The sequence below is a fragment of the Burkholderia sp. BE12 genome, from assembly GCF_002959955.1.
Lineage (GTDB): Bacteria > Pseudomonadota > Gammaproteobacteria > Burkholderiales > Burkholderiaceae > Burkholderia.
Window position 1 is genome coordinate 255,321 of record NZ_PREY01000005.1, and the last position, 24,163, is coordinate 279,483.

Annotated in this window: 18 protein-coding genes and 1 pseudogene; 9 read left to right on the forward strand and 10 right to left on the reverse strand. The window is 67.3% G+C overall.

Going from position 1 to position 24,163, the window contains the following annotated elements; all coding sequences use genetic code 11:
• Positions 1–68: 68 nt before the first annotated feature.
• The 7 genes from C4B30_RS07905 to C4B30_RS07935 all read right to left on the reverse strand — a co-directional run bounded on the left by C4B30_RS07905 (position 69) and on the right by C4B30_RS07935 (position 9,532).
• Positions 69–557 (reverse strand): biofilm PGA synthesis auxiliary protein PgaD, encoded by a 489-nt coding sequence (locus C4B30_RS07905; protein ID WP_027782772.1) that lies wholly within the window; start codon positions 555–557, stop codon positions 69–71.
• On the reverse strand, positions 535–1,806 hold the full coding sequence (gene pgaC, locus C4B30_RS07910) for a poly-beta-1,6-N-acetyl-D-glucosamine synthase (RefSeq protein WP_027782773.1): 1,272 nt from the start codon (positions 1,804–1,806) through the stop codon (positions 535–537). The genes C4B30_RS07905 and pgaC overlap by 23 nt, the downstream gene beginning before the upstream one ends.
• Positions 1,803–3,896: a poly-beta-1,6-N-acetyl-D-glucosamine N-deacetylase PgaB gene (pgaB, locus tag C4B30_RS07915; RefSeq protein WP_105132294.1), complete on the reverse strand. Its 2,094-nt coding sequence runs from the start codon at positions 3,894–3,896 to the stop codon at positions 1,803–1,805. Before pgaB ends, pgaC begins: the two co-directional genes overlap by 4 nt.
• 13 nt (positions 3,897–3,909) lie before the next feature.
• On the reverse strand, positions 3,910–6,552 hold the full coding sequence (gene pgaA, locus C4B30_RS07920; RefSeq protein WP_105132295.1) for a poly-beta-1,6 N-acetyl-D-glucosamine export porin PgaA: 2,643 nt from the start codon (positions 6,550–6,552) through the stop codon (positions 3,910–3,912).
• Positions 6,553–6,656: 104 nt separating this feature from the next.
• Positions 6,657–7,415, reverse strand: coding sequence for a hypothetical protein (locus C4B30_RS07925; protein WP_105132296.1), 759 nt, complete (start codon positions 7,413–7,415; stop codon positions 6,657–6,659).
• Between the two features lie 62 nt (positions 7,416–7,477).
• Positions 7,478–7,903 carry a hypothetical protein gene (locus C4B30_RS07930; protein WP_027782777.1) on the reverse strand — a complete coding sequence of 142 codons (426 nt, stop codon included), beginning with the start codon at positions 7,901–7,903 and terminating at the stop codon, positions 7,478–7,480.
• Between the two features lie 633 nt (positions 7,904–8,536).
• Entirely contained in the window at positions 8,537–9,532 is a 996-nt protein-coding gene (locus C4B30_RS07935) for a LysR substrate-binding domain-containing protein (protein WP_027782778.1), read from the reverse strand.
• 351 nt (positions 9,533–9,883) lie between these two features.
• On the opposite strand from C4B30_RS07935, the gene C4B30_RS35210 reads away from it, so the two are divergent.
• From C4B30_RS35210 to C4B30_RS07975, 8 genes are all read left to right on the forward strand, one after another.
• Complete coding sequence (locus C4B30_RS35210) at positions 9,884–10,132, forward strand: hypothetical protein (RefSeq protein ID WP_155257317.1); 249 nt, start codon at positions 9,884–9,886, stop codon at positions 10,130–10,132.
• Positions 10,116–11,531: a circularly permuted type 2 ATP-grasp protein gene (locus C4B30_RS07945; protein ID WP_027782779.1), complete on the forward strand. Its 1,416-nt coding sequence runs from the start codon at positions 10,116–10,118 to the stop codon at positions 11,529–11,531. The genes C4B30_RS35210 and C4B30_RS07945 overlap by 17 nt, the downstream gene beginning before the upstream one ends.
• A gap of 64 nt (positions 11,532–11,595) precedes the next feature.
• A complete protein-coding gene (locus C4B30_RS07950) occupies positions 11,596–12,537 on the forward strand; it encodes an alpha-E domain-containing protein (RefSeq protein WP_027782780.1) in 942 nt (313 codons plus the stop codon).
• Between the two features lie 8 nt (positions 12,538–12,545).
• A complete protein-coding gene (locus C4B30_RS07955; RefSeq protein ID WP_105132297.1) occupies positions 12,546–13,565 on the forward strand; it encodes a transglutaminase family protein in 1,020 nt (339 codons plus the stop codon).
• Between the two features lie 93 nt (positions 13,566–13,658).
• Complete coding sequence (locus tag C4B30_RS07960; protein ID WP_105132298.1) at positions 13,659–17,087, forward strand: transglutaminase family protein; 3,429 nt, start codon at positions 13,659–13,661, stop codon at positions 17,085–17,087.
• Between the two features lie 202 nt (positions 17,088–17,289).
• Entirely contained in the window at positions 17,290–19,896 is a 2,607-nt protein-coding gene (locus tag C4B30_RS07965; RefSeq protein ID WP_034185366.1) for a circularly permuted type 2 ATP-grasp protein, read from the forward strand.
• Positions 19,890–20,939, forward strand: coding sequence for a transglutaminase family protein (locus C4B30_RS07970; protein ID WP_105132299.1), 1,050 nt, complete (start codon positions 19,890–19,892; stop codon positions 20,937–20,939). The genes C4B30_RS07965 and C4B30_RS07970 overlap by 7 nt, the downstream gene beginning before the upstream one ends.
• Before the next feature lie 176 nt (positions 20,940–21,115).
• Complete coding sequence (locus tag C4B30_RS07975; protein ID WP_105132300.1) at positions 21,116–21,388, forward strand: hypothetical protein; 273 nt, start codon at positions 21,116–21,118, stop codon at positions 21,386–21,388.
• Positions 21,389–21,451: 63 nt separating this feature from the next.
• Here the strand turns inward: C4B30_RS07975 and pip are convergent, their stop codons facing one another.
• Positions 21,452–22,384, reverse strand: coding sequence for a prolyl aminopeptidase (gene pip, locus C4B30_RS07980; RefSeq protein ID WP_105132301.1), 933 nt, complete (start codon positions 22,382–22,384; stop codon positions 21,452–21,454).
• 142 nt (positions 22,385–22,526) lie between these two features.
• Positions 22,527–22,721, reverse strand: a complete 195-nt coding sequence (locus C4B30_RS35215) for a hypothetical protein (RefSeq protein WP_158683406.1) — start codon at positions 22,719–22,721, stop codon at positions 22,527–22,529.
• Between C4B30_RS35215 and C4B30_RS07985 the strand changes: the two genes are divergently transcribed.
• Entirely contained in the window at positions 22,713–23,864 is a 1,152-nt protein-coding gene (locus C4B30_RS07985; RefSeq protein WP_105132302.1) for an acyltransferase family protein, read from the forward strand. The genes C4B30_RS35215 and C4B30_RS07985 overlap by 9 nt on opposite strands.
• A gap of 18 nt (positions 23,865–23,882) precedes the next feature.
• Here C4B30_RS07985 and C4B30_RS07990 read toward each other — a convergent pair.
• Positions 23,883–24,163, reverse strand: a pseudogene (locus C4B30_RS07990) (multidrug ABC transporter ATPase); the annotation flags it as partial.

Genomic DNA, 24,163 nt, shown 5'->3' on the forward strand with positions numbered 1-24,163 from the left:
TCGATGTCAGAAGCGGTGCCACGCCGCGCGGCCAAGCGTCGCGTGCGGCGCGGCACGTCTTCGGCGATTCATTCGCGGGGCTGCGGCCCGGCGTGCGCGACCCATTCGATGCCCGAAATCGACCCGTTCGCATCGTGCGACGCGACGAGAATGCGCGTCGTGCGCCGCGCGCCGCGCCGGCGTGCGCTCGCGACGGCGTTCGGCGGCACCGAGCGCACCTTCACGCTGGCCGAGCGCCGCAGCATCTTCGACACGCGCAACCGGTACGCGAATGGATGCACGACGCGTCCCGCGATCAGCCACATGACGATCGTGCCGGCGATCAGCGCGATGCTCGTCACGTAGAACACGATCTGCTCGATCGGCATCTCGGCCTCGTTGAACGGCAACAGATAGCGGTACGTGTAGATGCAGATCGATGCCCATACACCCCCGACCAGCGCGGGCCGCACGAGGCGGAACCACGCGACGAGCACGGGCCCGACGATACCGCCGCGTTCGGCGATCATGTCGCGCGGTGCGCGCAGGGAAAGGTCAATAATCGGCGCGTTCTTCATGTTGAATGCCTCGGTCGGGACTGACCCAAACGGCGCGTTTGCCGCGGCCCCGCAGTACGACGGCGGGCAGGGCGACGACGGTGGTGATCATGCTGATCAGCCAGAACGCGACGGGGTACCAGATGGTGTCAAGGAAGTACATCAGGAGTTTCTCGTCGTATTGACGATCGATCATGCTGCCGATGATCAGTTGCAGGATGCAGGTCGCGACCAGCAGCATCCCGTGCCAGTGCGGCACCACGGACACATGCCAGTTCGGCGGAAGCGGGTAGACGACGTCGATCAGCGCGAGCAGCAGGATGAACGACATCGAATACGCCCACGCGATGCCGATCAGGTATTCGGCGAACAGCGGCCACATCATCATCTGCGTGGGCCGCATCAACGTGCCCGCGTACTTGAGCAGCACCTGGATGCCGCCCTTGGACCAGCGCAGCCGCTGCCGGTAGAGCCCCTTGATCGTCTCGGGCATCAGGATCCAGCTGAGCGCGTGCGGCTCGTACACGACGCGCCAGTCGCGGCACTGCAGCTTCCAGCTGATGTCGATGTCCTCGGTCAGCATGTCCGAGCTCCAGTAGCCGACGTCGGCGAGCGCGGTCTTGCGGAACATCGTGATCACGCCCGACACCGTGAAGATGCGGCCGTACACCTGCTGCGTGCGCTTGATCAGCCCCACGATCGACGAGAATTCGCCGACCTGCATGCGGCCGAGCAGCGACGTGCGCGTGCGGATGCGCGGGTTGCCGGTCACCGCGCCGACGCCCGGATCGGTCAGGAAGTGCTCGAGCATCCAGCCGATCGCGTCGTGCGCGAGCAGCGCGTCGCCGTCGATGCACAGCAGGTATTCCGCGTTGGATACCGCGGCCGCGGTCGTGAGACCGACCGCCTTGCCCTCGTTGCGCGCATGATGGATCACGAGCAGCCTGGGGATCTCGACGGCCAGCTCGTTGAGGATGTCGCCGGTGCGATCCTTGCTGCCGTCGTTGACCGCGATGATGTCGTAGTTCGGATACTGCATCCCGTTCAGATGGGTGATCACGCTGCGCGCGTTCGCGGCTTCGTTGAAGCAGGGCACGACGATCGAGACCTTCGGGATGCCGCTCGACGCGATCGTGCGCATCGACAGCTCGCGGCCCTCCTCGAGCAGGAAGTAGTGCACGACACCGCCGATCATCCACAGATACGACATGAAGAACGGATAGTAGAAGACGAAATCCTGCAGGCGCTGGATGAGGCTGTGGGTGTTCATGGCGTCTTGGTTCCCGGCGATTGCTGCATCTGCATCAGCGCGTTGATCGAGGTGGGGTCGAGGCGCGACTTCAGCGACATCACGTCACGCATCGCGTCGAGCTCCGGCTGGCCGTTCAGGAAGTTGTCGGGGTAGTAGCCGAAATTCACGGCGCCCTCGCTGCGCAGCCGCCGCATCTGCGCAAGCAGCGTGCTGGCCGGCACGTCCTTGTGCGCGTGCCAGTCGTACGACTGCAGTTCGAACACGGTGCGCTGCAGCCCGCGCTGCTTCGTGCGCACCGCCTTCACGAGCTGGTCCAGCCAGCCTTCCGGGTCCTTCGCCTGCTCCATGTACGGCATCGCCATCAGCGCGACGTAGTCGTAGGCCGCGAGGAAATCGTCGTAGTTCTGTGCATACCACGCTTCCGATTCGGGCTTGAGCACCGGCATCGCGAAGATGTTGCGCGCGGTCAGCACGTCGCCGACGTTCTGGTGGGCCAGCACGATCTGGGCGAGCTGCCGCGTCATGTCGATCAGGTAGCGCGTCTTCTGCCGCGTCCAGCGCTTCATCAGGTCGGGACTCTCGCGGATCTTGCCGACGTCGGCCGGCAGCCCCCATTGCGAATAGGTGCGCAGCGCATGCCGGCCCGCATCCTCGTAGTCGTCGAGCACGGCGTCGTCGCTGAACAGGATGCCGCTGAACGACGCGTGCTTGCTGAGATCCTCGTAGATCTGCTGGATCATCAGCCGCGCATCGGGGTCGAACGGGCTCAGCCGGAACACGCGCGTGCCGTTCTCGCGCGCCGGCGCGCCGCCGTATGCGCTGACGGCCTCGAGCGCGCGCTGCTTGTCGGCCGGCGGCCGGAACGCGAGCACCGGCATCCATGCGTACACCTGCACGTTGGAGCGCGTATTGAGCTGCCACGCGGCACGCGAGAACAGGTCGGAGCGCATCGGCAGGTGCCGGTTCGGGAAGTACACCGCTTCGGCCACGCCCGTCCCCTTCGGGTCCGCATACGCCTGCAGGTACACCGATTTCGGCTGCATCCGGTAGATGCGCTCGATCAGCTTGCCGAGATTCGCTTCCTGCCGCGCGGGATCGGGGTCGTAGACCTGGTCGAGATCCACCTGCACGGTGCGCTCGGGCACGTCGACGTCGCCGCGATTGGACGCCGGCTCGCGCATCGAGCGCTCGAACCCGCCGATATCGACGTCGTACATCATCAGGATCCGTCTCAGCCGGTCGAGCGGCACGTCCGGCGTATTCGGGCCGGCATCGAGGCTGAACTGGATGTCCATGCCGAGCGATGTCGATATCTGGCGCACGGGCTGGTTTTCCGCGCCGTATGGCCACACCATCGAGCGTGCGACGAGACCGGTGCGTTCGCGGATCTGCCGCACGCAAGTCTGCAGGTCGTCGTGCACGCGTGCATGGAATTCGGCGTCGGTTTCATAGCGTTTCTGGTCTTGCAGGTAGAGATGCGACGTGGTCGCCGGCAATTCGTTGCCTTGCGGATTCGCGATCGCGCCATGATGGAGGTTGTGAGTGTGGCAGCCGAGTTCGACGAATTCCGACTGGCCGAGCTTCTTCACCTCGTCCCATGACAGGAAGTAGTCGCGCGGCACCTGAACCTTGTCGCTGATGCGGATCGGCGTATCCGCCGGTGTGTCGATCCACGCGGTGACGAGGCCCATCACGGCCGGATACTTGAAGCGCTCGAGCAGCGGCAGCACTTTCGTGTAGTGGCTGCGGAAGCCGTCGTCGAACGTGAGCAGCACCGAGCGCGGCGGCAGCGGCTTGCCGCCGTGGCGCGACTCCTCGATCTGCTTGACCGTGATGGTGTGGTAGTTGTTGGTCTGCAGCCACGAGAAGATCGCGGTCAGCGTGCCGGTATCGACCGCGAACGGATCGACTATCGCCGTCGGCGACGAAAACGACGCCATCAGGTTGTCGCGCACGTCGTGCATGCAGATCACGCGAAACGTCTTGCCGTCGGCCGGATCGGACGGCGGCAGCAGGTCGATCATCCGGGCGTTGGTCACGCCCGGGAATAGCGAACAGGCGGCAAACGTGCCGAGGCATCCGCACATGAAGGTCCGTCTGGTTTGCATTCAGAGCTCCTTGCTAAAACGGCAGGTTGAGCGACAGGAAGCCGGTTTCGGAGCGCTCGCGCTGGCCGTCGTACGCGTGGCTGCTGATCTCGACGCCGTAGCTCAGCGTGATGTCGTGCTTGAACGTCCACGCGTGCTCGAGGCGCGCGCTCCACAGCGGGCTGGTGCCGAAGCCGCGCTCGTTGTACACGCCGCCGGACACCGACACGCGCTGTTGCAGCCCCATGTCGCCCTTCTTCCACAGCGTCAACTGATGCATGACGGTCGCGGCGGCCGCGTAATCGCGACCGGGGCTGAAGTAGGGCGCGTCGTGGCGCGTGTTGCTGTCGGTACCGAGATTCAGCGACACGTTCACGAGCTGGTTCGCGGACGTGTACACGCGCTGCGTGGCGGTCGCCGCGATCTCCTGGTGCAGGTTCGAATCGCTGTAGCGGCTCACGCCGTAGCTCAGCTTGACCTCGCGTCGGTCGTTCTGGCGATACACGACCTCGACGTTCGCGGAGCGGCCCCAGATGTGCGCGGCATACGCCTTCCACGGCAGCGAGTTGTCGTTGGTGTCGAGCCCGGCGCTGACCGTCCAGTAGTCGTTCAGCGCGTACGCGATCGTCCCGCGGCCGCCGGTTCGGCCGTCCGAGCCCATCGAGCGCGTGACTTCGCCCAGCACGGTGAGCGGCCCATGCCGGTAGTCGCCGCCGATGCCCGTGCGCGTGCGGCTGAGGTGGCCGCCGTCGGTCTGCGCGAAACCGTAGAACGTGTGCGAAAACACGCGCCAGTTGTCGCCGAACGGTTGCGAATACACATAGCTGTCCGACGTGAAGCTGTTGTCGGCCAGTGCGCTGTTGCCGTGCTCGAAGCTCAGGTCGGTCGTGAACACCGGGCTGCGGTATGCGTTGTAGTCGCGTTTGAAGCCGCGCACGGCGCCGCTATCGGGGAACGTGTTGCCCAGCGTCTGATCGACGGTCTTCGCGGTCGCGTAGTCGTCCGAGGTGAGCGACGCGCGACCGAGGCCCGCGAGCATCTCGACGCTGTCCGGGTGATCGGTCAGCGACGCGCGATACATCGAGATCGCCTGGCGCGGATGTGACTGGCCCGACACCGCGTCGGCGTGCGCGGCGCGGATCTCCGCGTTGAACGGTACCTGTTTCTCGAGCTGCTCGAGCGCGGTGATCCCTTCGTTGACGTGACCCGTGAAGATCAGGTACTGCGCACGCAGCCGGTAGTAGCGCAGGTAGTCGCTTTCTCCCGGACCGACGTTGGTCACTTGCTTGGCCGGCGGCAGCGACTTCTCCATCTCGTCGAGCACCTGCTTCGCTTGCGCCGCGCGGCTCTGGTCGACGTACGACCAGAACAATCCTTCCTGCAGTTCGATCGGACGCGTGCGGGAGCCGTACTGGAAGCCGCGGGTCGCGCGATCGGTCGGCGACGCGGTGGCTTGCTGCAGCGCGCGGGCGTACACGGCGTTCGCCTTGGCCGGTTCGCTCAGATACAGGTATGCGTCGCCGACGGCCGCCAGCGCGTCGATCGAGATTTCCGCGTTGGACGGAATCGTCTCGAACGTCGCGACGGCCGTTTTCATGTCGCCGCGTGCCGCGAGGGCGACTACCCGGTCGCCCGCGAGTGCGGTGCGGACCGGCGTGTACTCCGGCGTGGCCGGCATCCGCTTGTCGAGGTCGTCGGCCGCATGCAGCGCGCTGTCGATTCCGTCGAAGCGGTCCGCACTCGTCATCGAACGCGACTTGTCGCGTCCGCCGCGCACCTGCTGGCGAATCGACAGTTCTTCCAGTTGCGCGATGTCGACGGCGGAGAAGGCATCGGGCCGGGCCTTCGCTTCGTCGAGCGCCTTGACCGCGCCGCCGCTCGCCGCGAGGCCGAACACGTCGTTGCGCACCGTCGGGACATCGGCCGTGCGGAGATTCGGCGCCTGCGCGTTCGGTACTTCGACGTCGGGTCCCTGCGATCGTTGGGTCGGCTCACCGGGGAGTTGCGCACCGGGTGACTGTGAAGTCGGTTGCTGGGACGACGGCGGTTGCGAGCCGGGCGTCCCGGTCGCGGGTGTGGGCGAATTCGGCATCGGCGTGCCGGATGCCTGCGCGGTGAGCGTCGGCGTCGTGGGCGTAGCCGGCGGTGCAGTGGTCGCGGTCTGGGCGAGCTGCTGCGGTGCATCGGACCTTCGCGCGCGTGGCGCAGACGTATCGGGCGGCGAGGTGTCGAATGCCTGGGCAAGCAGCATCGGTGTGTTCGACGCACGCGTGACCGCTGCAGGTGCATTCGACGACGTTGCCCCCGGCGCCGCGGCACTCGGCTGCGGAGCATCGGGATCCACGACGACCGTGGTCGGCATCGCCGGGTTCGATCCTTGTGCGATCTGCATCGACGCATCCGAGGCCCGAGCGATCGGCGTCGGCGCATGAGGGGGCTGCCCGGCCGAACCCTGGGCGGCCTGCATCGCCGCGCCCATCGGCTGCAGGTCGGGTGGCAGCGCATCCGGCGCGCCGCGGGATCCGGCGATTTCGCTCGTGCCGCGCGGGTCCGCGTCGCCTTCGCCGGCAAGGCAGGAGCCGGACGCGACGAGCAGGCACAGCAGCGGTGCATGCAGGAGGATCCGCCGATTCGACGGAGTGACGGTGGTGCATTGTTGTTGACGATTGTTGGCCACGGTGTGTCCTCACTTTGAAACGATCACATCGGTTGCACGCCCGACGACGCTCGTCGCCGGCCGTCGTACCACCGGGCAGCGATGCCCGGTGCCCTCCGACCGGTTCACAGGCGGTTGCGGATCGCTTGTCCGAGCAGCGCGCGCGATTCGCTGTTCTTCGGGTCGATGGCGAGTGCGCGGCTCGCGTTTTGTTCTACACAGCTCCATTCGTCGATCTGTGCGCACCAGCGCGCCTTGGCCAGAGCGCGGGCGCCTTCCAGTTCATCGTGCGTGACGCTGGCTGCCTCCATGTGCGACGTGCCGGCGAGATACGATTGCGGTTGCTGTCTCGGCACGGGGTCGGGGTGTTTTCTCGTGCGCGCCAGCGCCTGCGAACGTGACGTCCGATGCGCATCGCCGGGGCGCGCCGTACGACTGCCGGCCGACGCGGCGTGCGGGTCGGCCGCGAGCTTCGTCGCGGGCACATGTGCGCGGCGCGTGTGTTTCGTGTCGGAATGGGCCGTCGCAAGCGGCGGCGCGGCCGGTTCGGCGGCGGCCGACATCGCGGGCGCAGCCGATGCAGATGGCGGAACCGGCGGGGCCTGCGCGACCGTCGACGTCGAACCGGCCGGCGCCGCTGCACGGGACGCGCCGCCCGTCGCCGCGACGATGAACTCGCGGTACTTGCCGACGGCGTTGCCGATCACGCCGGCGACATCGTGCGTCACGCTCGCATGGCCGACCCTCGCGTCTCGCTCGACATACGCGAAAGCACCGAAGATCGCGGCAAACGCGGCGATGCTGAGCGCCGCATTCTTTCCCGGACCCCACGAGGGTTTCGGTTGGCGGGCGGGCGAGTCGTCCGGTCGTTCTGCACGGGGCATTCAAGACTCCTTGATTCGATGCGTTCCACGAATGACGTGATCGATGCGGGGCGGCGCGACGTTCACCATCGCAACTGCGTCGTGAGCGTCCCGGTCTCGACGATCGCGAACTGGGTGGCGCCCTGGTAGGTTCCTTCGACCCGATAGCTCGCATCCGGCACGCTGAACAGGCAGCGCGATCCCGATGCATTGAATTCGACGAGCACGCGCCCGTGCCGGCGCAGGCGCACCTGTACGTTGGAGAGCGGCTGCCCGGTGCTCCCGGACAAGAAAGACACGCCGAGGTTGTACGGGCGGCCGTCCGGGGGAAGCGGCGCGGTACCGTCGATTCGCGCATCGCCGCAGATATACGAAATCATGTACCGGTTTGCCCCCGGCCCGGACGCCGGCGACGAGGCCGCCGGTGTCTGGGCCATGGCGTTCATGCAGAGCACGGAGAGCGCGACGCTCAGGAAAGGGCGAGCATGCTGTTGAAGCGAGGGTGACATTTCCATCTCCCGTTCGGAGTCGATGACGCGCATCGATTCCGAGTCGAATTTGCCAACGTTCTTTTGCGACACGCTATTGATACACGATGGTTTTTGAACCAACAACCGCGTGTGGCCCGAATGGGACGAGGGTGAAAGATCCTATTTAAATAGGATAAGGAGGGATTGGTGAGGATCGCTTAATGCAGAATAAAGTCGATATTGCCGAACATGAAAATTGCTCATCGGTAGCGATGATCGAGCACGCTTTGAATCACATCGGAGGTATCGACGTTCGTGCCGAAAAATAACGACTGAGAAAAGAAACTATTGCGCCTGTGTTCGACGCGAAGCAATCAAAATCGGGATACAGATCGCACATCATGAAATGAGGGTGCGACGTTTTTAGGCATTCCGACAGTTACAGGTAAATCGAAACTTGTGTAACAAGGTATTTCTGCCCGGAAAAGCGGGCTGAATGTTCTTACCTGATACGGAAAACAGTAAAAAATACGACATGAATACGCAAACGTTTGCGTTTTATCGAGATCGATTACAGACGGGGAGCGGTTTCACGGAGTGGGACGGGATGATCGATTGCAGTTTGAAAGAACGCCCATGCGCGCCGTGGATGTCCACGGCGCGAACGCTCGGTCAGCGGCTGCCGCCCGCGCTTCGCCGCGCGCTGCGCATGGCCGGCGCGGCCGCCTCTTCATGGCCGATCGCACCGTCGATCGCCGTGCGCGGCCGGTTCATGATGTAGGCCCACAGCTGCTCGGCCGCGAGCCCGCGCTTGCGCGCCGATCGGTACAGGCGGATTTCGAGTTCGGTGATCCAGTCGCCCGTGCCCGCGCACACGAGCGTGCCGTCCGCGAGCTCCTTCGCGACGCAGCTTTCCGGCAGCCAGCCGATGCCGTGCCCTGCCACGACCATGCCCTTCAGCGCTTCGGACATGTGCGTCTCGAAACACCGGTGCAGGACATACGGTTCGGTCGCATTCAGCAGCAGCATCTCGACGATGTTGCCGAGAAAGGCGCCCGACGAATAGGCGAGCAGCGGCAGCGGCGCGTCGGGCGTGCCGGGCAGCTGGAATACCGGCTTGCCGCGCGCGTCGGGCGACGACACGGGCAGGATCCGCTCGACGCCGAGGCTGACGAACGGGAAGTGGTTCGGGTCGAGCACGATCGGCAACTGCGGATGGTGATAGCCGAGCAGCAGGTCGCATTCGCCTTCGACCAGTTGCTGCACGCCTTCCGGCACGTTCACCGCGTTGACGCGCGCGGTCACGTGGCCGACCTCGTCGTTGAGCTGCTTGAGCCATTCGGGAAACAGCGTGAACACGAGCGTATGCGCGACGGCGAAGCGCACGACCTGGTCGCTCGCCGCGAACTGGTCATAACCGTTCACGAGATTGCGCGCCGCATACATGCTGCGCAGGATGTCCGCGGCGAGCCCGCGGAACATCTGGCCGGCGGGCGTCAGCGCGATCGGATTGATGCTCCGGTCCACCAGCTTCGCGTCCATCCAGGTTTCGAGGGCGGCGATTCGCCTGCTGAACGCCGACTGCGTCAGGTGCCGGTGACGCGCGGCCCGGGAAAAGCTCTTGGTATCCGCAAGGCTCAGGAAATCTTCCAGCCACTTTGCTTCCATTTCGATCTTCGCTTTTTATAGTCGGGCGCCGGAAAGGCGGCGCCGTCCGCTGCACCAACGTTCTAGCGTACCGCGCCTCGCGCCGCTCGGGCCGATGTTTTTTTTCGATGGGTGTCAGTCGAAATATGCATGAGCATTGTCGGCGGGATTACGGCTACATAGCGTTGAGGGGCCGCACTGGTTAACCGGACAGTTCACCGCGTCGGACTGTTCCGGCCGGCCGGGACGGCACTTCCCCAGGGCCGGCTGCGCCGTGTGCGTGCCGGCCCGCCCGTTCATGGCCATTTCGGGGCCCGGGCTCGCGGCTTTTGGTGCAGTGCAGATTGCACATACGTGACACGCGGGAGAACTATGTTCGCTGGACGCGGCGCAGCATCGGCCGTGCGCGTTCGCGGCGCACCGCAAGCGCCCGTTGCGGCGCGCGTTGCACCGTTGTGGTGCGCAATGCCGCGCGGGCATGCCTGGGCGGCGCAAAAACAGGGGGATATCGAGGGGATCGAGCAAGGCACGTTCCTTGCAAAGCATTCAGTACGCCGGTCCGGCATGCGCAATGCCGGGAAAACGATCGATGGAGAAAAGATCGATGAAGCCATTCGATGAAATGCTGCAATCCGGCGACATGGTAAGGGCGCCTTACGCGCGCCTGAAGCAATGGCTCGACACGCAGAACCCTGCGAGCCTCGCCCAGAAGGCCCACGACGCGGAAGGCGTGTTCCGCAAGACGGGCATCACGTTCGCCGTCTATGGCGACGCGGAGGCTGCCGAACGGCTGATTCCGTTCGACATCGTCCCGCGCATCATCTCGGGGGCGGAATGGAGCCGGCTGTCGCTCGGCATCGAGCAGCGCGTGATGGCGCTGAACGCGTTCCTCGACGACATCTACCACCGCCAGGAAATCGTGCGCGCGGGCATCGTGCCGAAGCACCTGATCGCGCACAACGAGGCGTTCATCCCCGAGATGATCGACTTCCGGCCGCCCGGCAACGTTTACACGCACATCATCGGCGTCGACATCGTGCGCACCGGCGAGAATGCGTTCTACGTGCTGGAAGACAACGCGCGCACGCCGTCCGGCGTGTCGTACATGCTGGAAAACCGCGAGACGATGATGCAGCTCTTCCCCGAGCTGTTCCAGCAGGTGAAGGTGCGCCCCGTCGAAACCTATCCGCAGATGCTGCGCCAGTCGCTCGCGGCCGTTTGCCCGCCGGGCGGCAACGCCGACAATCCGACCATCGCGGTGCTCACGCCCGGCATCCACAATTCGGCGTACTACGAACATTCGTTCCTCGCCGACCAGATGGGCGTGCACCTCGTCGAGGGCAGCGACCTGCAGGTGATCGACGGCCGCGTCGCGATGCGCACGACCGAAGGCTTCCGCCCGATCGACGTGCTGTACCGCCGCGTCGACGACGCGTTCCTCGATCCGCTCACGTTTCGCCCGGATTCGGTGCTCGGCGTGGCGGGCATCATGGACGTGTACCGCGCGGGCAACATCACGATCGCGAATGCGCCCGGCACCGGCATCGCCGACGACAAGGCGATCTACTCGTACATGCCGGAGATCGTCGAGTTCTACACGGGCCGCAAGGCGCTGCTGGAGAACGTGCCGACCTGGCGCTGCGGCGAGGCCGACAGCCTGAAGTACGTGCTCGAGCATCTCGACGAACTGGTCGTGAAGGAGGTGCACGGCTCGGGCGGCTACGGGATGCTGGTCGGGCCGTGCGCGTCGAAGGCCGAACTCGAGGCGTTTTCCGCGAAGCTGCGTGCACGTCCCGCGAACTACATCGCGCAACCGACGCTCGCGCTGTCCACCACGCCGATCCTGACCGACGCCGGCCTCGCGCCGCGCCACGTCGACCTGCGTCCGTTCGTGCTGGTGTCGGACCGCATCCGCATCACGCCGGGCGGGCTCACGCGCGTCGCGCTGAAGGAAGGATCGCTCGTCGTCAACTCGAGCCAGGGCGGCGGCACCAAGGACACCTGGGTGCTGGCCGACTGAGCCGGGCACGACCGCGCGCGCCGGAGCCGGCGCGCGAACCGAACGAAGACGGAGTGGACACGAGATGCTTCTGGGACGTACTGCAAGCGGTCTCTTCTGGATGTACCGCTATATCGAGCGCGCGGAGAACATCGCGCGCATCGTCGACGCCGGGCTGCGGATGGCGCTCACGCGCACGGCCGACGCGCCGGCCGAATGGTCGTCGGTGCTCGTCAGCTCGGGCGCGGACGACGGCTACCGGCAGAAATACGACGCGTATGCGGCCGATACCGTGACCGACTATCTGCTGCGCGACCGCGACAATCCGTCGAGCGTGCTGTCGTGCATCGAGGCGGCGCGCTCGAACGCGCGGATGGTGCGTACGGCGCTCACGCGCGAGGCGTGGGAAAGCGTGAACGGCGCGTGGCTCGCGCTGCGCCGCGCGCTGGCGCAGCCGGTGCCGGAAAGCGAGCTGCCGGCCGTGCTCGACGAAGTGAAGCGCGAAACCGCGCTGATTCTCGGCAGCTTCTACAGCACGATGCTGCGCAACGAGATCTTCGATTTCGCGCAGATCGGCGCGTTCATCGAACGCGCGGACAACACCGCGCGGATCATCGACGTGAAATATCACCTGCTGCTGCCGTCGGTATCGCACGTCGGCACGATTCTCGACAACTACCAATGGGAGACGATCCTGCGCTGCGTGGCCGCGCACCGTTCGTACCGCTGGGTGTACGACGTGCAGTACAAGCCGATGAACATTGCCGACTATCTGATCCTGAACGGCCGCATGCCGCGTTCGCTGCGCTATTGCTACGGGCGCGTCGTGTCGAGCCTGAACCTGCTCGCGAAGGATTACGGCGTGACACACCCGTGTCACGACACGGCCACGAAGATCCTGCAAATGCTGTCCGATACCTCGGTCGAGCGGATCTTCAAGAGCGGCCTGCACGAGTTCCTGACCGACTTCATCGGCCGCAACAACAGCCTCGGGCTCGAAATCGCCCAGGCTTACAACTTCGACTGAGGCTTGCCATGCGACTCGCCATCCGACACATTTCGCGTTACCAGTTCGACGATCAGGCCACCCACGCACTGCAACGGTTGCGGCTGCGCCCGCAGTCGGGCCCCGGGCAAACGGTGCGCGCGTGGCAGGTCACGATCGACGGCGTCGAGCCGACGCTGTCTTACGCCGACGGGCTCGGCAACCGGATCGACCTCGTGCGCCACGATCGCGGCGCGAAGGCGGAGATCGTCGTCGTGGCGGCCGGCGTCGTCGAGACGCAGGACCGCGCGGGCATTCTCGGGCATTCCGAAGGCTATGCGCCGCCGTGGGTCTTCGAGCGCGAGACCGCGCTCACGAAGGCGGGCGACACCGTGCGCGCGCTGACCGACGCGCTGCCCATCGAGCCGCTCGGACTGGACGCATTGCACTGGCTGATGACGGAAGTGCACGGCCGCATCGCGTACGCGCCGAACCTGGCCGCCGACGCCGCCGTCGATGCGGAAACCGCGCTGCAAAGCGGAGAGGGCACGAGCCGCGACCATGCACACGCGTTCATCGCGGCCGCACGCGTGCTGAAGATCCCCGCGCGCTACATCTCGGGCTACGTGCTGGCCGACAGCGCGATGCAGCGCATCGCCGATGCGAAACAGCATGCGGGCGACGTCGAGGACGAGGCAGCGCTCGCGCTGCAGAGCGGCGACGGCATGCAGCAGGCGCTCGGCGCGTCGCATGCCATGCAATCGCAGTCGCAATCGCAATCGCAGGGGCAATCGCAGTCGCAATCGCAGGGGCAGTCGCAGGCGGCGCTCGGCGCGCAGCCGCAAGCCGCCACGCTGACGCAGCAGCCGGCCGGCCATGCATGGGCCGAGGCCTACGTCGAAGGGCTCGGCTGGGTCGGCTTCGACCCGTTCATGAACCGTTGTCCGGACGAACGCTACGTGCGCATCGCGGTCGGCCTCGACCATCGCGACGCGCAGCCGGTGACGGGGCTCGGCGCGACGGCCGTCGGCGTCGAGATCAGCGTCGTGCAGACGCCGGAATTCGTCTGACCCGGCGCGCGTTTTCGCCGAATCCGCCATGCCGGGCCGCCGCGTCGAAAGCGACGCGGCGTGCCCGGCCGGCCCAACCCGACTCGAGCTCCCATGTCCATCCACGTCGCGCTGCATCACACCACCCGCTATCGCTACGACCGGCTCGTCAACCTCGGCCCGCAGGTCGTGCGGCTGCGGCCCGCGCCGCATTGCCGGACGCCGATCCTCGCGTATTCGATGACGGTCGAGCCCGCGCAGCACTTCGTCAACTGGCAGCAGGACCCGTTCTCGAACTATCTCGGGCGACTCGTGTTTCCGGAGCGCACCGACTACTTCGAGATCACGATCGATCTCGTCGCCGAGATGTCGGTGTACAACCCGTTCGACTTCTTCCTCGAGGCGAGCGCGGACCAATATCCGTTCAGCTATGACGACGCGCTGAAGACCGAGCTCGCGCCGTATCTCGCGTGCGATCCGCAGACGAGCGCCGCGCCGCTGTTTCGCGCGTATCTCGACGGCGTGGACCGCACGCCGGCCGGCACCGTGGACTTCCTCGTCGCGCTGAACCAGCAGCTTCAGCACGACATCGGCTATCTCGTGCGGATGGAGCCGGGCGTGCAGACGCCCGCGCAGACACTCGAACTCGCGTCCGGCTCGTGCCGCGACAGCGCGTGGCTGCTCGTGCAGTTGTGCCGCCATCTCGGCATCGCCGCGCGCTTCGTGTCGGGCTACCTGATTCAGCTCACCCCCGACGTGAAATCGCTCGACGGCCCGAGCGGCACGTCGGTCGATTTCACCGACCTGCACGCGTGGTGCGAGGTCTACCTGCCGGGCGCCGGCTGGATCGGCTTCGATCCGACGTCAGGCCTGCTCGCCGGCGAAGGGCATATTCCGCTCGCGTGCACGCCGCAGCCGACGAGCGCCGCGCCGGTGGAAGGGCTGATCGACGAGTGCGAGGTGTCGTTCGAGCACGAGATGAGCGTGACGCGCGTGTACGAGTCGCCGCGCGTGACGAAGCCGTACACGGAATCGCAGTGGGATGCCGTGCTGGCGCTCGGCACGCAGGTCGACGGCGCATTGGCCGCCGGCGACGTGCGGCTCACGCAGGGCGGCGAGCCGACCTTCGTGTCGATCGACGATCGCGACGGCGCCGAGTGGAACACCGATGCGCTCGGCCCGACCAAGCGCGGCTTCGCGACCGAACTCGTGCAGCGGCTGCGCGCCGAATACGGCGACGGCGGCTTCCTGCATTTCGGGCAGGGCAAGTGGTACCCGGGCGAGCAATTGCCGCGCTGGGCGCTGTCGATCTTCTGGCGCGCGGACGGCCAGCCCGTGTGGCACGATCCGTCGCTGTTCGCCGACGAACGCGAGCCGTCGTCGTACACCACCGACGACGCGAAGCGTTTCATCCATGCGCTTGCCGCGCGGCTGAACCTGAGCGGCGAATTCATCCAGCCCGGCTACGAGGACGTCTGGTACTACCTGTGGCGCGAGCGTCGGCTGCCCGTCAACGTCGATCCGTTCGACGCGCGCCTCGACGACGAGCTCGAACGCGCGCGGCTGCGCAAGGTGTTCGAGCAGCAGCTCGACAGCGTGGTCGGCTACGTGCTGCCGGTCAAGTGCACGGATGACGAGTCGGACCGCGATCGGTCGGGCCTCGACGGGCCGCGCTGGCAGACGGGCCCGTGGTTCTTCCGCGACGAGCGGATGTACCTCGTGCCGGGCGATTCGCCGATGGGCTATCGGCTGCCGCTCGATTCGCTGCCATGGGCGGCCCGCGCCGACCATCCGTACCTCGTCGATCGCGATCCGTTCGCGCCGCGCGACGCGCTGCCGGAAGCCGCGGCCATCCGCGCGCGCTATACCGGCCCGGCCGACGCGCCGCGCTACCTGTCCGGCGTGCATCGCGAAGCGTCCGCGCAGACCGTGATGCAGTGGCGTGCCGATGACGCGGCCGCGAGCGGCCGATCAGGCACCGCGGACCCGCATCGCCAGCCCGAGCGCTTCGAATCGGCCGCGTGGATCACGCGCACCGCGCTGTGCGTCGAGGTGCGAAACGGCATCCTGTACCTGTTCATGCCGCCGCTCGCCGCGCTCGAGGATTATCTCGACCTGCTCGGCGCGATCGAGCTGACCGCGCACGCACGCGGCGTGAAGCTCGTGCTCGAAGGCTACCCGCCGCCGCGCGACGCACGACTGAAGCTGCTGCAGGTGACGCCCGATCCCGGCGTGATAGAGGTGAACATCCATCCGGCCGCGAGCTTCGACGAACTCGTCGACCACACCGAATTCCTGTACGACGCCGCATGGCAAACGCGGCTGTGCAGCGAGAAGTTCATGGTCGACGGGCGGCACGTCGGCACCGGCGGCGGCAACCACTTCGTGCTCGGCGGCGCGACGCCGGCCGACAGCCCGTTCCTGCGTCGCCCGGATCTGCTCGCGAGCCTGATCGCGTACTGGCACAACCATCCGTCGCTGTCGTACCTGTTCTCGGGGCTGTTCATCGGGCCGACGAGCCAGGCACCGCGTGTCGACGAGGCGCGCAACGACCAGCTCTACGAGCTCGACATCGCGTTCGCGGAGATCCAGCGCAACAAGCTGCTCTACGGGCAGGACATGCCGCCATGGCTCGTCGACCGCGTGCTGCGCAACCTGCTGATCGACGTGACGGGCAACACGCACCGCAGCGAGTTCTGCATTGACAAGCTGTATTCGCCCGATTCGTCCACCGGCCGGCTCGGCCTGCTCGAACTGCGCGCGTTCGAGATGCCGCCGCATGCACGAATGAGCATCGTGCAGCAACTGCTGCTGCGCGCGCTGGTCGCGCGCTTCTGGGCGGCGCCGTACACGACGCCGCTCACGCGCTGGGGCACCGCGCTGCACGACCGGTTCATGCTGCCGGAATTTCTCCGGATGGATTTCGACGACGTGCTGGCCGAGCTGCGCGACGCCGGTTTCGCGTTCGATCCGGCGTGGTTCGCGCCGCACTTCGAATTCCGCTTCCCGCTGTTCGGGCAGATCGCGGTGAACGGGATGCAACTGTCGCTGCGCGGCGCATTGGAGCCGTGGCACGTGATGGGCGAGGAGGGCGCGCCCGGCGGCACGGTGCGCTACGTCGATTCGTCGGTCGAACGGCTCGAAGTGCGCGTGACGGGGCTGAACGACAACCGGCACGTCGTGACCGTCAACGGCCGCGCGCTGCCGCTACAGCCGACCGGCACCGTCGGCGAGTACGTCGCGGGCGTGCGCTACAAGGCGTGGGCGCCGCCGTCTGCGCTGCACCCGACCATCGGCGTGCATGCGCCGCTCACGTTCGACGTCGTCGATACGTGGCTGCAGCGCTCGCTCGGCGGCTGCCGGTATCACGTCGCGCATCCGGGCGGGCGCAACTACGCGACGTTCCCGGTCAATGCGTACGAAGCCGAGAGCCGCCGGCTCGCGCGCTTCGTCGAGATCGGGCACACGCCGGGGCGGATGGATGTCGCGGCTGCCGCGCCGAGCCGCGAATTCCCGTTCACGCTCGACTTGCGGCGGCCGTGATCGATCGATGACAGGGCGGACGACGATGCGGGGTTTCCGACCTCCCGGCGGCCGCGCCGGAATGCTAGGATGCGGGCAGATCGCGGCCGCGCGCCGCGGTAGCTTGCCGCCGGTGCGGCGGCGCGCATGCGCGGCTGCATCCTGACGACGGAACGACATCGTGCCGCCCATTGACATCGATCATCTCGCCGCCCTCGACGCGATGCCCACGCTCTTCGATTCCGGCGCTCAGCCGGACGCCGCCGAACTGGCCGCCGCGCTCGCGGCACCGGCGGCCGCCGGCCGTTACGACGAACTGCGCGGCAGCGCGGCCGGCCTGAACGCGCCTGCGCTTGCGCCCGCGTGGCGCAGCTTCTTCACGTCGATCGGCAGCGACGGCGTGGCCGACCTCGACCGCCGCGCCGACGCGCTGCATCGGCGCATGCGCGAGAACGGCCTGTTCTACCAGTTGCACGAGCAGCGCGCCGGCGACGGCGCGGTCGGCCCGTGGTCGCTCGACCTGCTGCCGCTGATCGTCACGCCCGAGGACTGGGTCGCGATCGAGCGCGGCGTGCTGCAACGCGTGCGACTGCTCAACGCGACGCTGGCCGACCTGTACGGGCCGCAGACGATCCTGCAGCGCGGGTTGCTGCCGCCAGCGCTCGTCACCGGCCACTCCGGCTACCTGCGCGCGATGCGCGGCGCGCGCGTGCCGGGCGATACGTGGTTGCACGTCGTCGCGTTCGATCTCGCGCGCGGCCCCGACGGCCAGTGGCGGATCGTCGCGCAACACACGCAGGGTGCGGCCGGGCTCGGCTACCTGCTCGAGAACCGGCTGATCGTGTCGCGGCTCTTTCCGCGCGGGTTTCGCGGGCTGCGCGTGCAGCGGCTCGCGTCCGCTTACCGTGCACTGCTGCAGAGCATGCAGTCGCTCAGTCCCGCCGCGAAGAATTCGCGGATCGTGCTGCTGACGCCGGGGCCGCACAGCGCGACCTATTTCGAGCACGCGTATCTCGCGCGCTATCTCGGCCTCACGCTCGTCGAAGGAGGCGACCTGACCGCGCGCGACAACCGCGTGTTCCTGAAGACGCTGAGCGGGCTCGAGCCGGTGCACGGCATCCTGCGGCGCGTCGACGATGCGTGGCTCGATCCGCTCGAACTGCGGCCCGATTCGATGCTCGGCGTGCCGGGGCTGTTGCAGGCCGTGCGCGCGGGCAACGTGTTGCTTGCGAACGCGCCGGGCTCGGGCTTCCTCGAATCGCCGGCGATGCTCGGCTTCATGCCGCGTCTCGCGGAAGGCTTGCTCGGCGAAACGCTGACGCTGCCGGCCGTGCATTCGTGGTGGTGCGGCGAGGCGGCCGCGTGCGACGACGCGCTGCCGCAGCTCGCGCGCGGCATCGTCAAGGCATCCTATCCACCCGACGTGCAGGATGGCGGTGCATTCGAACCGGTGATCGGCGCGCGGCTCACGCAGGCGCAACTGGCGGAATGGCGCGCGCGGATTCTCGCTCGGCCCGAACATTACACGGTGCAGGCGGATCTCCCGCTGTCGCAGGCGCCGACCTGGCCGCGAGCCGATGCGCCCGACGGCAACGGCAGCGCGCGCATCGTACCGAAGCCGCTGCTGCTGCGCGTCTTCGCGCTTGCCGACGGCGCGCAGCGCTGGCGGCTGCTGCCGGGCGGGCTATCGCGGGTCGGTACGCGCGACACGCTGTTCAACGCGCCGATGCCGCGCGGCGGCAGCACCGTCGATACGTGGGTGATGACCGAGGGCATCGTCGATTCGACGACGCTGCTGCAGACGCACCTCGGCCCCGACGACCTCGTCGAGCGGCCGCGCGCGATCGCGAGCCGCGCGGCCGAGAACCTGTTCTGGCTCGGCCGCTACACCGAGCGCGCGACCAATCTGATGCGCCTGGCGCGTGCCGCGCTCGAACGGCTGCGCGGCGAAGACGACGTCGACAGCCCCGCGCATCTGGAACTGCTCGACACGCTGTGCCGCGACACCGGGCTGATCGCGGCCGACGCGCCGCACGCCGTCGATGCGCCGCGCGCGTTCCAGCATGAGCTGGCGACGTCGCTGACGCGCGGCGCCGACCGCACGTCGGGGATCGCGTCGTGCCTGTTCGGTATGCGCGGCGCGGCTGCCGCGATTCGTGAACGGCTGTCGAGCGATCAGTGGCGGCTGATCGACGACGCGACGCAACTGTTCGCGGACAGCGCAGGGCAACCGGAGGCGGAGGAGCAAATCGGCAACGAGGCGCTGCAACTGCTGGAACGCGTCGGCCTGCTGCTCGGCGCGATCACCGGCGCGCAGACCGACAACATGACGCGCGACGACGGCTGGCGATTGCTGTCGATCGGCCGGCAGATCGACCGGCTCGACTTCCTGTGCAGCGTGCTGAAGTTCGCGTTCGACGAAGGCGCCGTGCATCGGCAGGACGGCTTCGAACTCGTGCTGGAACTGTTCGACAGCACGATCACGTTCCGCTCGCGGTTCCAGCGCGGCTTCGACGTCGCGCCGCTGCTGTCGCTCGTCGTGCTCGATACCGACAACCCCCGCTCGCTCGGCTGGGTCGTGCAGGCGCTGCGCGGACGGCTGACGAAGGTCGAGCGCGGCGAAGGCTATGCGCTGTCCGAGCTGGCCGAGACGGTTCCGGACATCCCCGCGTGGTCGTTGCACGAGCTGTGCGAGACCGCCGAAGGCGGTCGGCACGACAAGCTGCTTGCCGCGCTCGACACGACGGTGAAGGCGGTCTGGGAACTGTCGAACCGGATCGGCGAGCGCTATTTCAGCCACGTGCGCGAGGCGGGCAGGACGCTATGGTGACGACGAAGGGCGCGCCTAAAACCCCGGCCGGTTCCGGAACCGCACGGCAGGCACCGCCGTCGGCTCCGGCCGCAACGGATGCGCCGGCCGCCGTCACGCCGGGCCGGTTGCTGCGCGTCACGCACGACACCGAATACCGTTACGCGGCGCGCGTCGAATCCGCGCAGCATCAGGCACGCCTGCAACCGCTCGCGACGCCGCGCCAGCAGGTGCTGTCGTTCTCGCTCGACATCGAGCCCGCGCCGGAATCGGTCGGCACCGAACTCGATGCATTCGGCAATGCGCGCGCATCGTTCGCGCTGAACCTGCCGCACGACACGCTGCTGGTGCGCAGCCGCAGCACCGTGCGCGTGACGCCGCCCGTGTGGTCGCTCGGCGCGCGCGGCGAGCCGCCGCCTGCGATCGCGAACCCGGACGCCGCGCATGCCACCACATGGGAGGCCGTGCGCGACCGCCTGCGGTTCCGCGCGGGGCAGCCTTACGACCCGGCGAGCGAGTTCGTGTTCGCGTCGCCGCATGTGGCATGCGACTCCGAACTCGCCGCATACGCGGCCGCGAGCTTCACGCCGCAACGCCCGCTCGTGCAGGCTGCGTGGGACCTGATGCGGCGCGTGCATGCCGATTTCGCGTACACGCCGAACAGCACCGACATCACGACGTCGGCCCTCGACGCGTTGCGGTTGCGCAAGGGCGTCTGCCAGGATTTCGCGCACGTGATGATCGGCGCGCTGCGCTCGCTGGGGCTGGCCGCGCGGTACGTCAGCGGCTACCTGCTCACGCAGCCGCCGCCCGGCCAGCCGCGGCTGATCGGCGCCGACGCGTCGCATGCGTGGGTCGAGGTGTACGACCCGGCGTGGCCCGAGGACGGCGGCTGGCTGCAGCTCGATCCGACCAACGATCGTGCGCCGGGCGACGACTACGTGATGCTGTCCGTCGGCCGCGACTACGCGGACGTGACGCCGCTGCGCGGCGTGATCCGCGGCGGCGGGGCGGATCAGGAGCTGAAGGTCGGCGTGACGGTCGAGCCGCTCGATACGGTTTGAGGGGGCGCCGGGCGGGGCTCGCGCGCTTTAAGTCTTCGTTAATTCTGCACGCCTAGCATGGTGATGCCGGCGAACGTTCGGACCCCGGTCCGGCACGCCGGCGGCACGCGCGGGTGCGTCGACGTCACGGCGCCGCGCCGTCGCGCGTCGCCATTTCCACGCAACGGCGGCAGACCATGATCAAGCACTTCGACTACACGCTCGGCAACGAGACGATCGAGCTTTGTGCGAGCTTCGGCGCGGGCCCGGCGTTCCGCCGCGTGCTCGTGAGCCGCGCGGATTCGATGCAGACGCTGGTCGTGCTCGACGCGCGCGGGCTGTCGGGCCTGCTGAAGGTGGCGACCGAAGAGCCGGAAGGGTTGCTCGACGATGCGATCCGCAAGGTCGGTGACGAACAGCTCGTCGAGCAGGCGATCAGCGGCCGGACGATCGTCGAAGCCGCGTTGTGACCGGCGGCGCGTGCGTATGCCGGTAGGCCCGGCAGCACGTGCCGCGTCGCGTTGTTGCGCCGCTCAGGCCGCGAACCGGTCCGTCGCTGCGACCAGCGCTTCCAGAATCCCCGGCTCGTTGTACGCGTGCCCGGCGCCGGGCACGATTTCGAACGTCGCCCCTGGCCACGCCTTCGACAACTCCCATGCGGTACGTGCAGGCGTCGCGACGTCGTAGCGGCCCTGGACGATCACGCCCGGAATGCCGGCGAGACGATGTGCGTCGCGCAGCAACTGGCCTTCCTCGACGAAACCCTTGTTCACGAAGTAGTGGTTTTCGATCCGCGCGAACGCGAGCGCGTAGTGGCCGTCCGCGAAGTGCGCGGCGAGTGCGGGATCGGGCAGCAGCGTGATCGTGCGGCCTTCCCAGATGCTCCACGCGCGTGCGGCTTCGAGCTTCGCGGCTTCGTCGTCGCCGGTCAGCCGGCGATGGTAGGCAGCCATCAGGTCGCCGCGCTCGGCCTCCGGAATCGGAGCGAGGAAGTCTTCCCAGTGATCGGGGAACAGCCACGACGCGCCTTCCTGGTAGTACCACAGCAGTTCCGCGCGACGCATCGTGAAGATGCCGCGCACGATCAGCGCGCTCACGCGTTCGGGGTGGGTTTCCGCGTACGCGATCGCCAGCGCGCTGCCCCACGAGCCGCCGAACACCAGCCACTGTTCGGCGCCGACCATCTCGCGCAGGCGCTCGATATCGGCGACCAGATGCCACGTCGTGTTGTTCTCGAGGCTCGCATGCGGCGTCGAGCGCCCGCACCCGCGCTGATCGAACAGCAGGATGTCGTAGCGCTCGGGATCGAACAGGCGGCGATGGTCGGGGCCGCAGCCGGCACCGGGGCCGCCGTGCAGGAACACGGCGGGCTTGCCGGCCGGGTTGCCGCAGCGCTCCCAGTAGATGCGATGGCCGTCGCCGGTGTCGAGGTGGCCGTGGGCGTAGGGTTCGATCGGTGGATACACAGGCAGGCTCCGGGTAAGGGGCGACAGGAGACGGACGAAGCGCGGGCCGGAGGGCGGGCGAGGTACGGTGCCGCGAATGCTGCTGCGCCGCAAAATTCGTTGCGTGGGCATCGGACCGGCCGCCGCCGGGCAAGGCTTGTCATTATGCCCATTCGTCGCGCTTGACGTTGGCACGCTGTGGTGCAGCGTCGCGGGCGGTATTGGTCACGCGGATTTTTGAAGCAATTTCATTCCGATATTTTTCATACAAAATCCCGGCGGCAGGTCGGCGGGCCAATCGGGCGCCGGCCGACTCCCGTTTCTTTACCGTGCCAACGGAAACCAGCCGATGAACCATCGCGTCACGCAGTTGACCGGGTTGCGCGCCGTCGCGGTCGCGATGGTCGTCGTCGGTCATGCCGAGCATGTGCTGCCCGGCGGCTATACGGGCTGGTACGCGCCGTTGCGGCTGATCGCCGACGGCCGGCTCGGCGTGCTGATCTTCTTCGTGCTGAGCGGTTTCCTGATTACCAACGTGCTGCGCGCCGAGTTCGCGCGCACGGGCGGCATCGCGCTGACGTCGTTCTACGTGCGCCGCGCGTTGCGGATCTGGCCGGCCTGTTACGTGTATCTCGCGGCCGTTGCAATCGTGGCATTCGCCGGCTGGTTCGACGTCGATCGCCGGCAATGGCTCTATGCGGCGCTGCACCTGTGGAATTACTCGGCATGGTTCGGGCTGACCGGCGACAACGCGCTGCATCCGGACGGCGCGTGGTACCTCGGCCATTTCTGGTCGCTTGCGCTCGAGGAGCAGTTCTACTGGTTTTGGCCGCTGCTGTTCGTGTTCGGCATGCGCCGCGCCGGCACGCGCTGGCTGGCCGCGCTGATCCTGATCGTGCCGCTGGTGCGCGCCGTCACGTATTTCGCTGCGCCCGCGCTGCGCGGGCAGCTCGGGATGATGCTCCATACCGGTGTCGACCCGATCCTGATCGGCTGCTATGCGTCGCTCAACCGCGAACGGCTCGAGGCGTGGATCGGCTCGTGGCGCGGCGAGGCGCGCATCGTGACGGCGCTCGTCTTCGTCGTGCTGCTCGGAATGCCGCTTGCCGAACATCGGCTGGGCGGCTTCTGGAATGCGACGTACGGCGTGACGCTCGAAGCCGCGCTGATCGCGATCGTGATCGTCGTGCTGAATTTCCGCAGCGAGTTCTGGTGCGCGCGGTGGTTGCGTGCGCGGCCCGTCGTGTTCATCGGCACGATCTCGTTCAGCCTTTATCTGTGGCAGCAGCCGTTCGCGAACCCGGATTTGCCGGTCGCGCACGCATTTCCGCTCGGCATCGTGTGGGCGCTGCTGGCCGCGACCGCCAGCTATTTTCTCGTCGAAAAACCGTTCCTGCGGCTGAAGGACCGCTATTCGGCGCGCGAGGCGCGACGCGTGCGGGACGACGCGTTGCGGATGCCGGCGCCGACCGATGCGATCGGGCCGAAGGTTGTGGAGTAGGTGGGCGGAGTGGCGGTCTTACTTGAAGCGCTTCTTCGAAGCGGGTGAATACCAGAAGTCGCGGAACATATCGATGCCGTATGACTTGCCGTCGTAGTGGACGATCGTGCGCGCCGTGCGCTTGCCCGTATCCGAGTAATCCCCGTTCTTGCGCTGCGTCTCCGCGACGTGTGCCGTGATCGACAGATCGGCGAAGCCGTGGCTCGACGTTTTATCAACCGCGATCGTCATGCGGGCCTCTTCGCTGCGCGCATCGCCGACACCGGGGCCGCAGGCGTCGCCTTCGACGCTGACCCAAC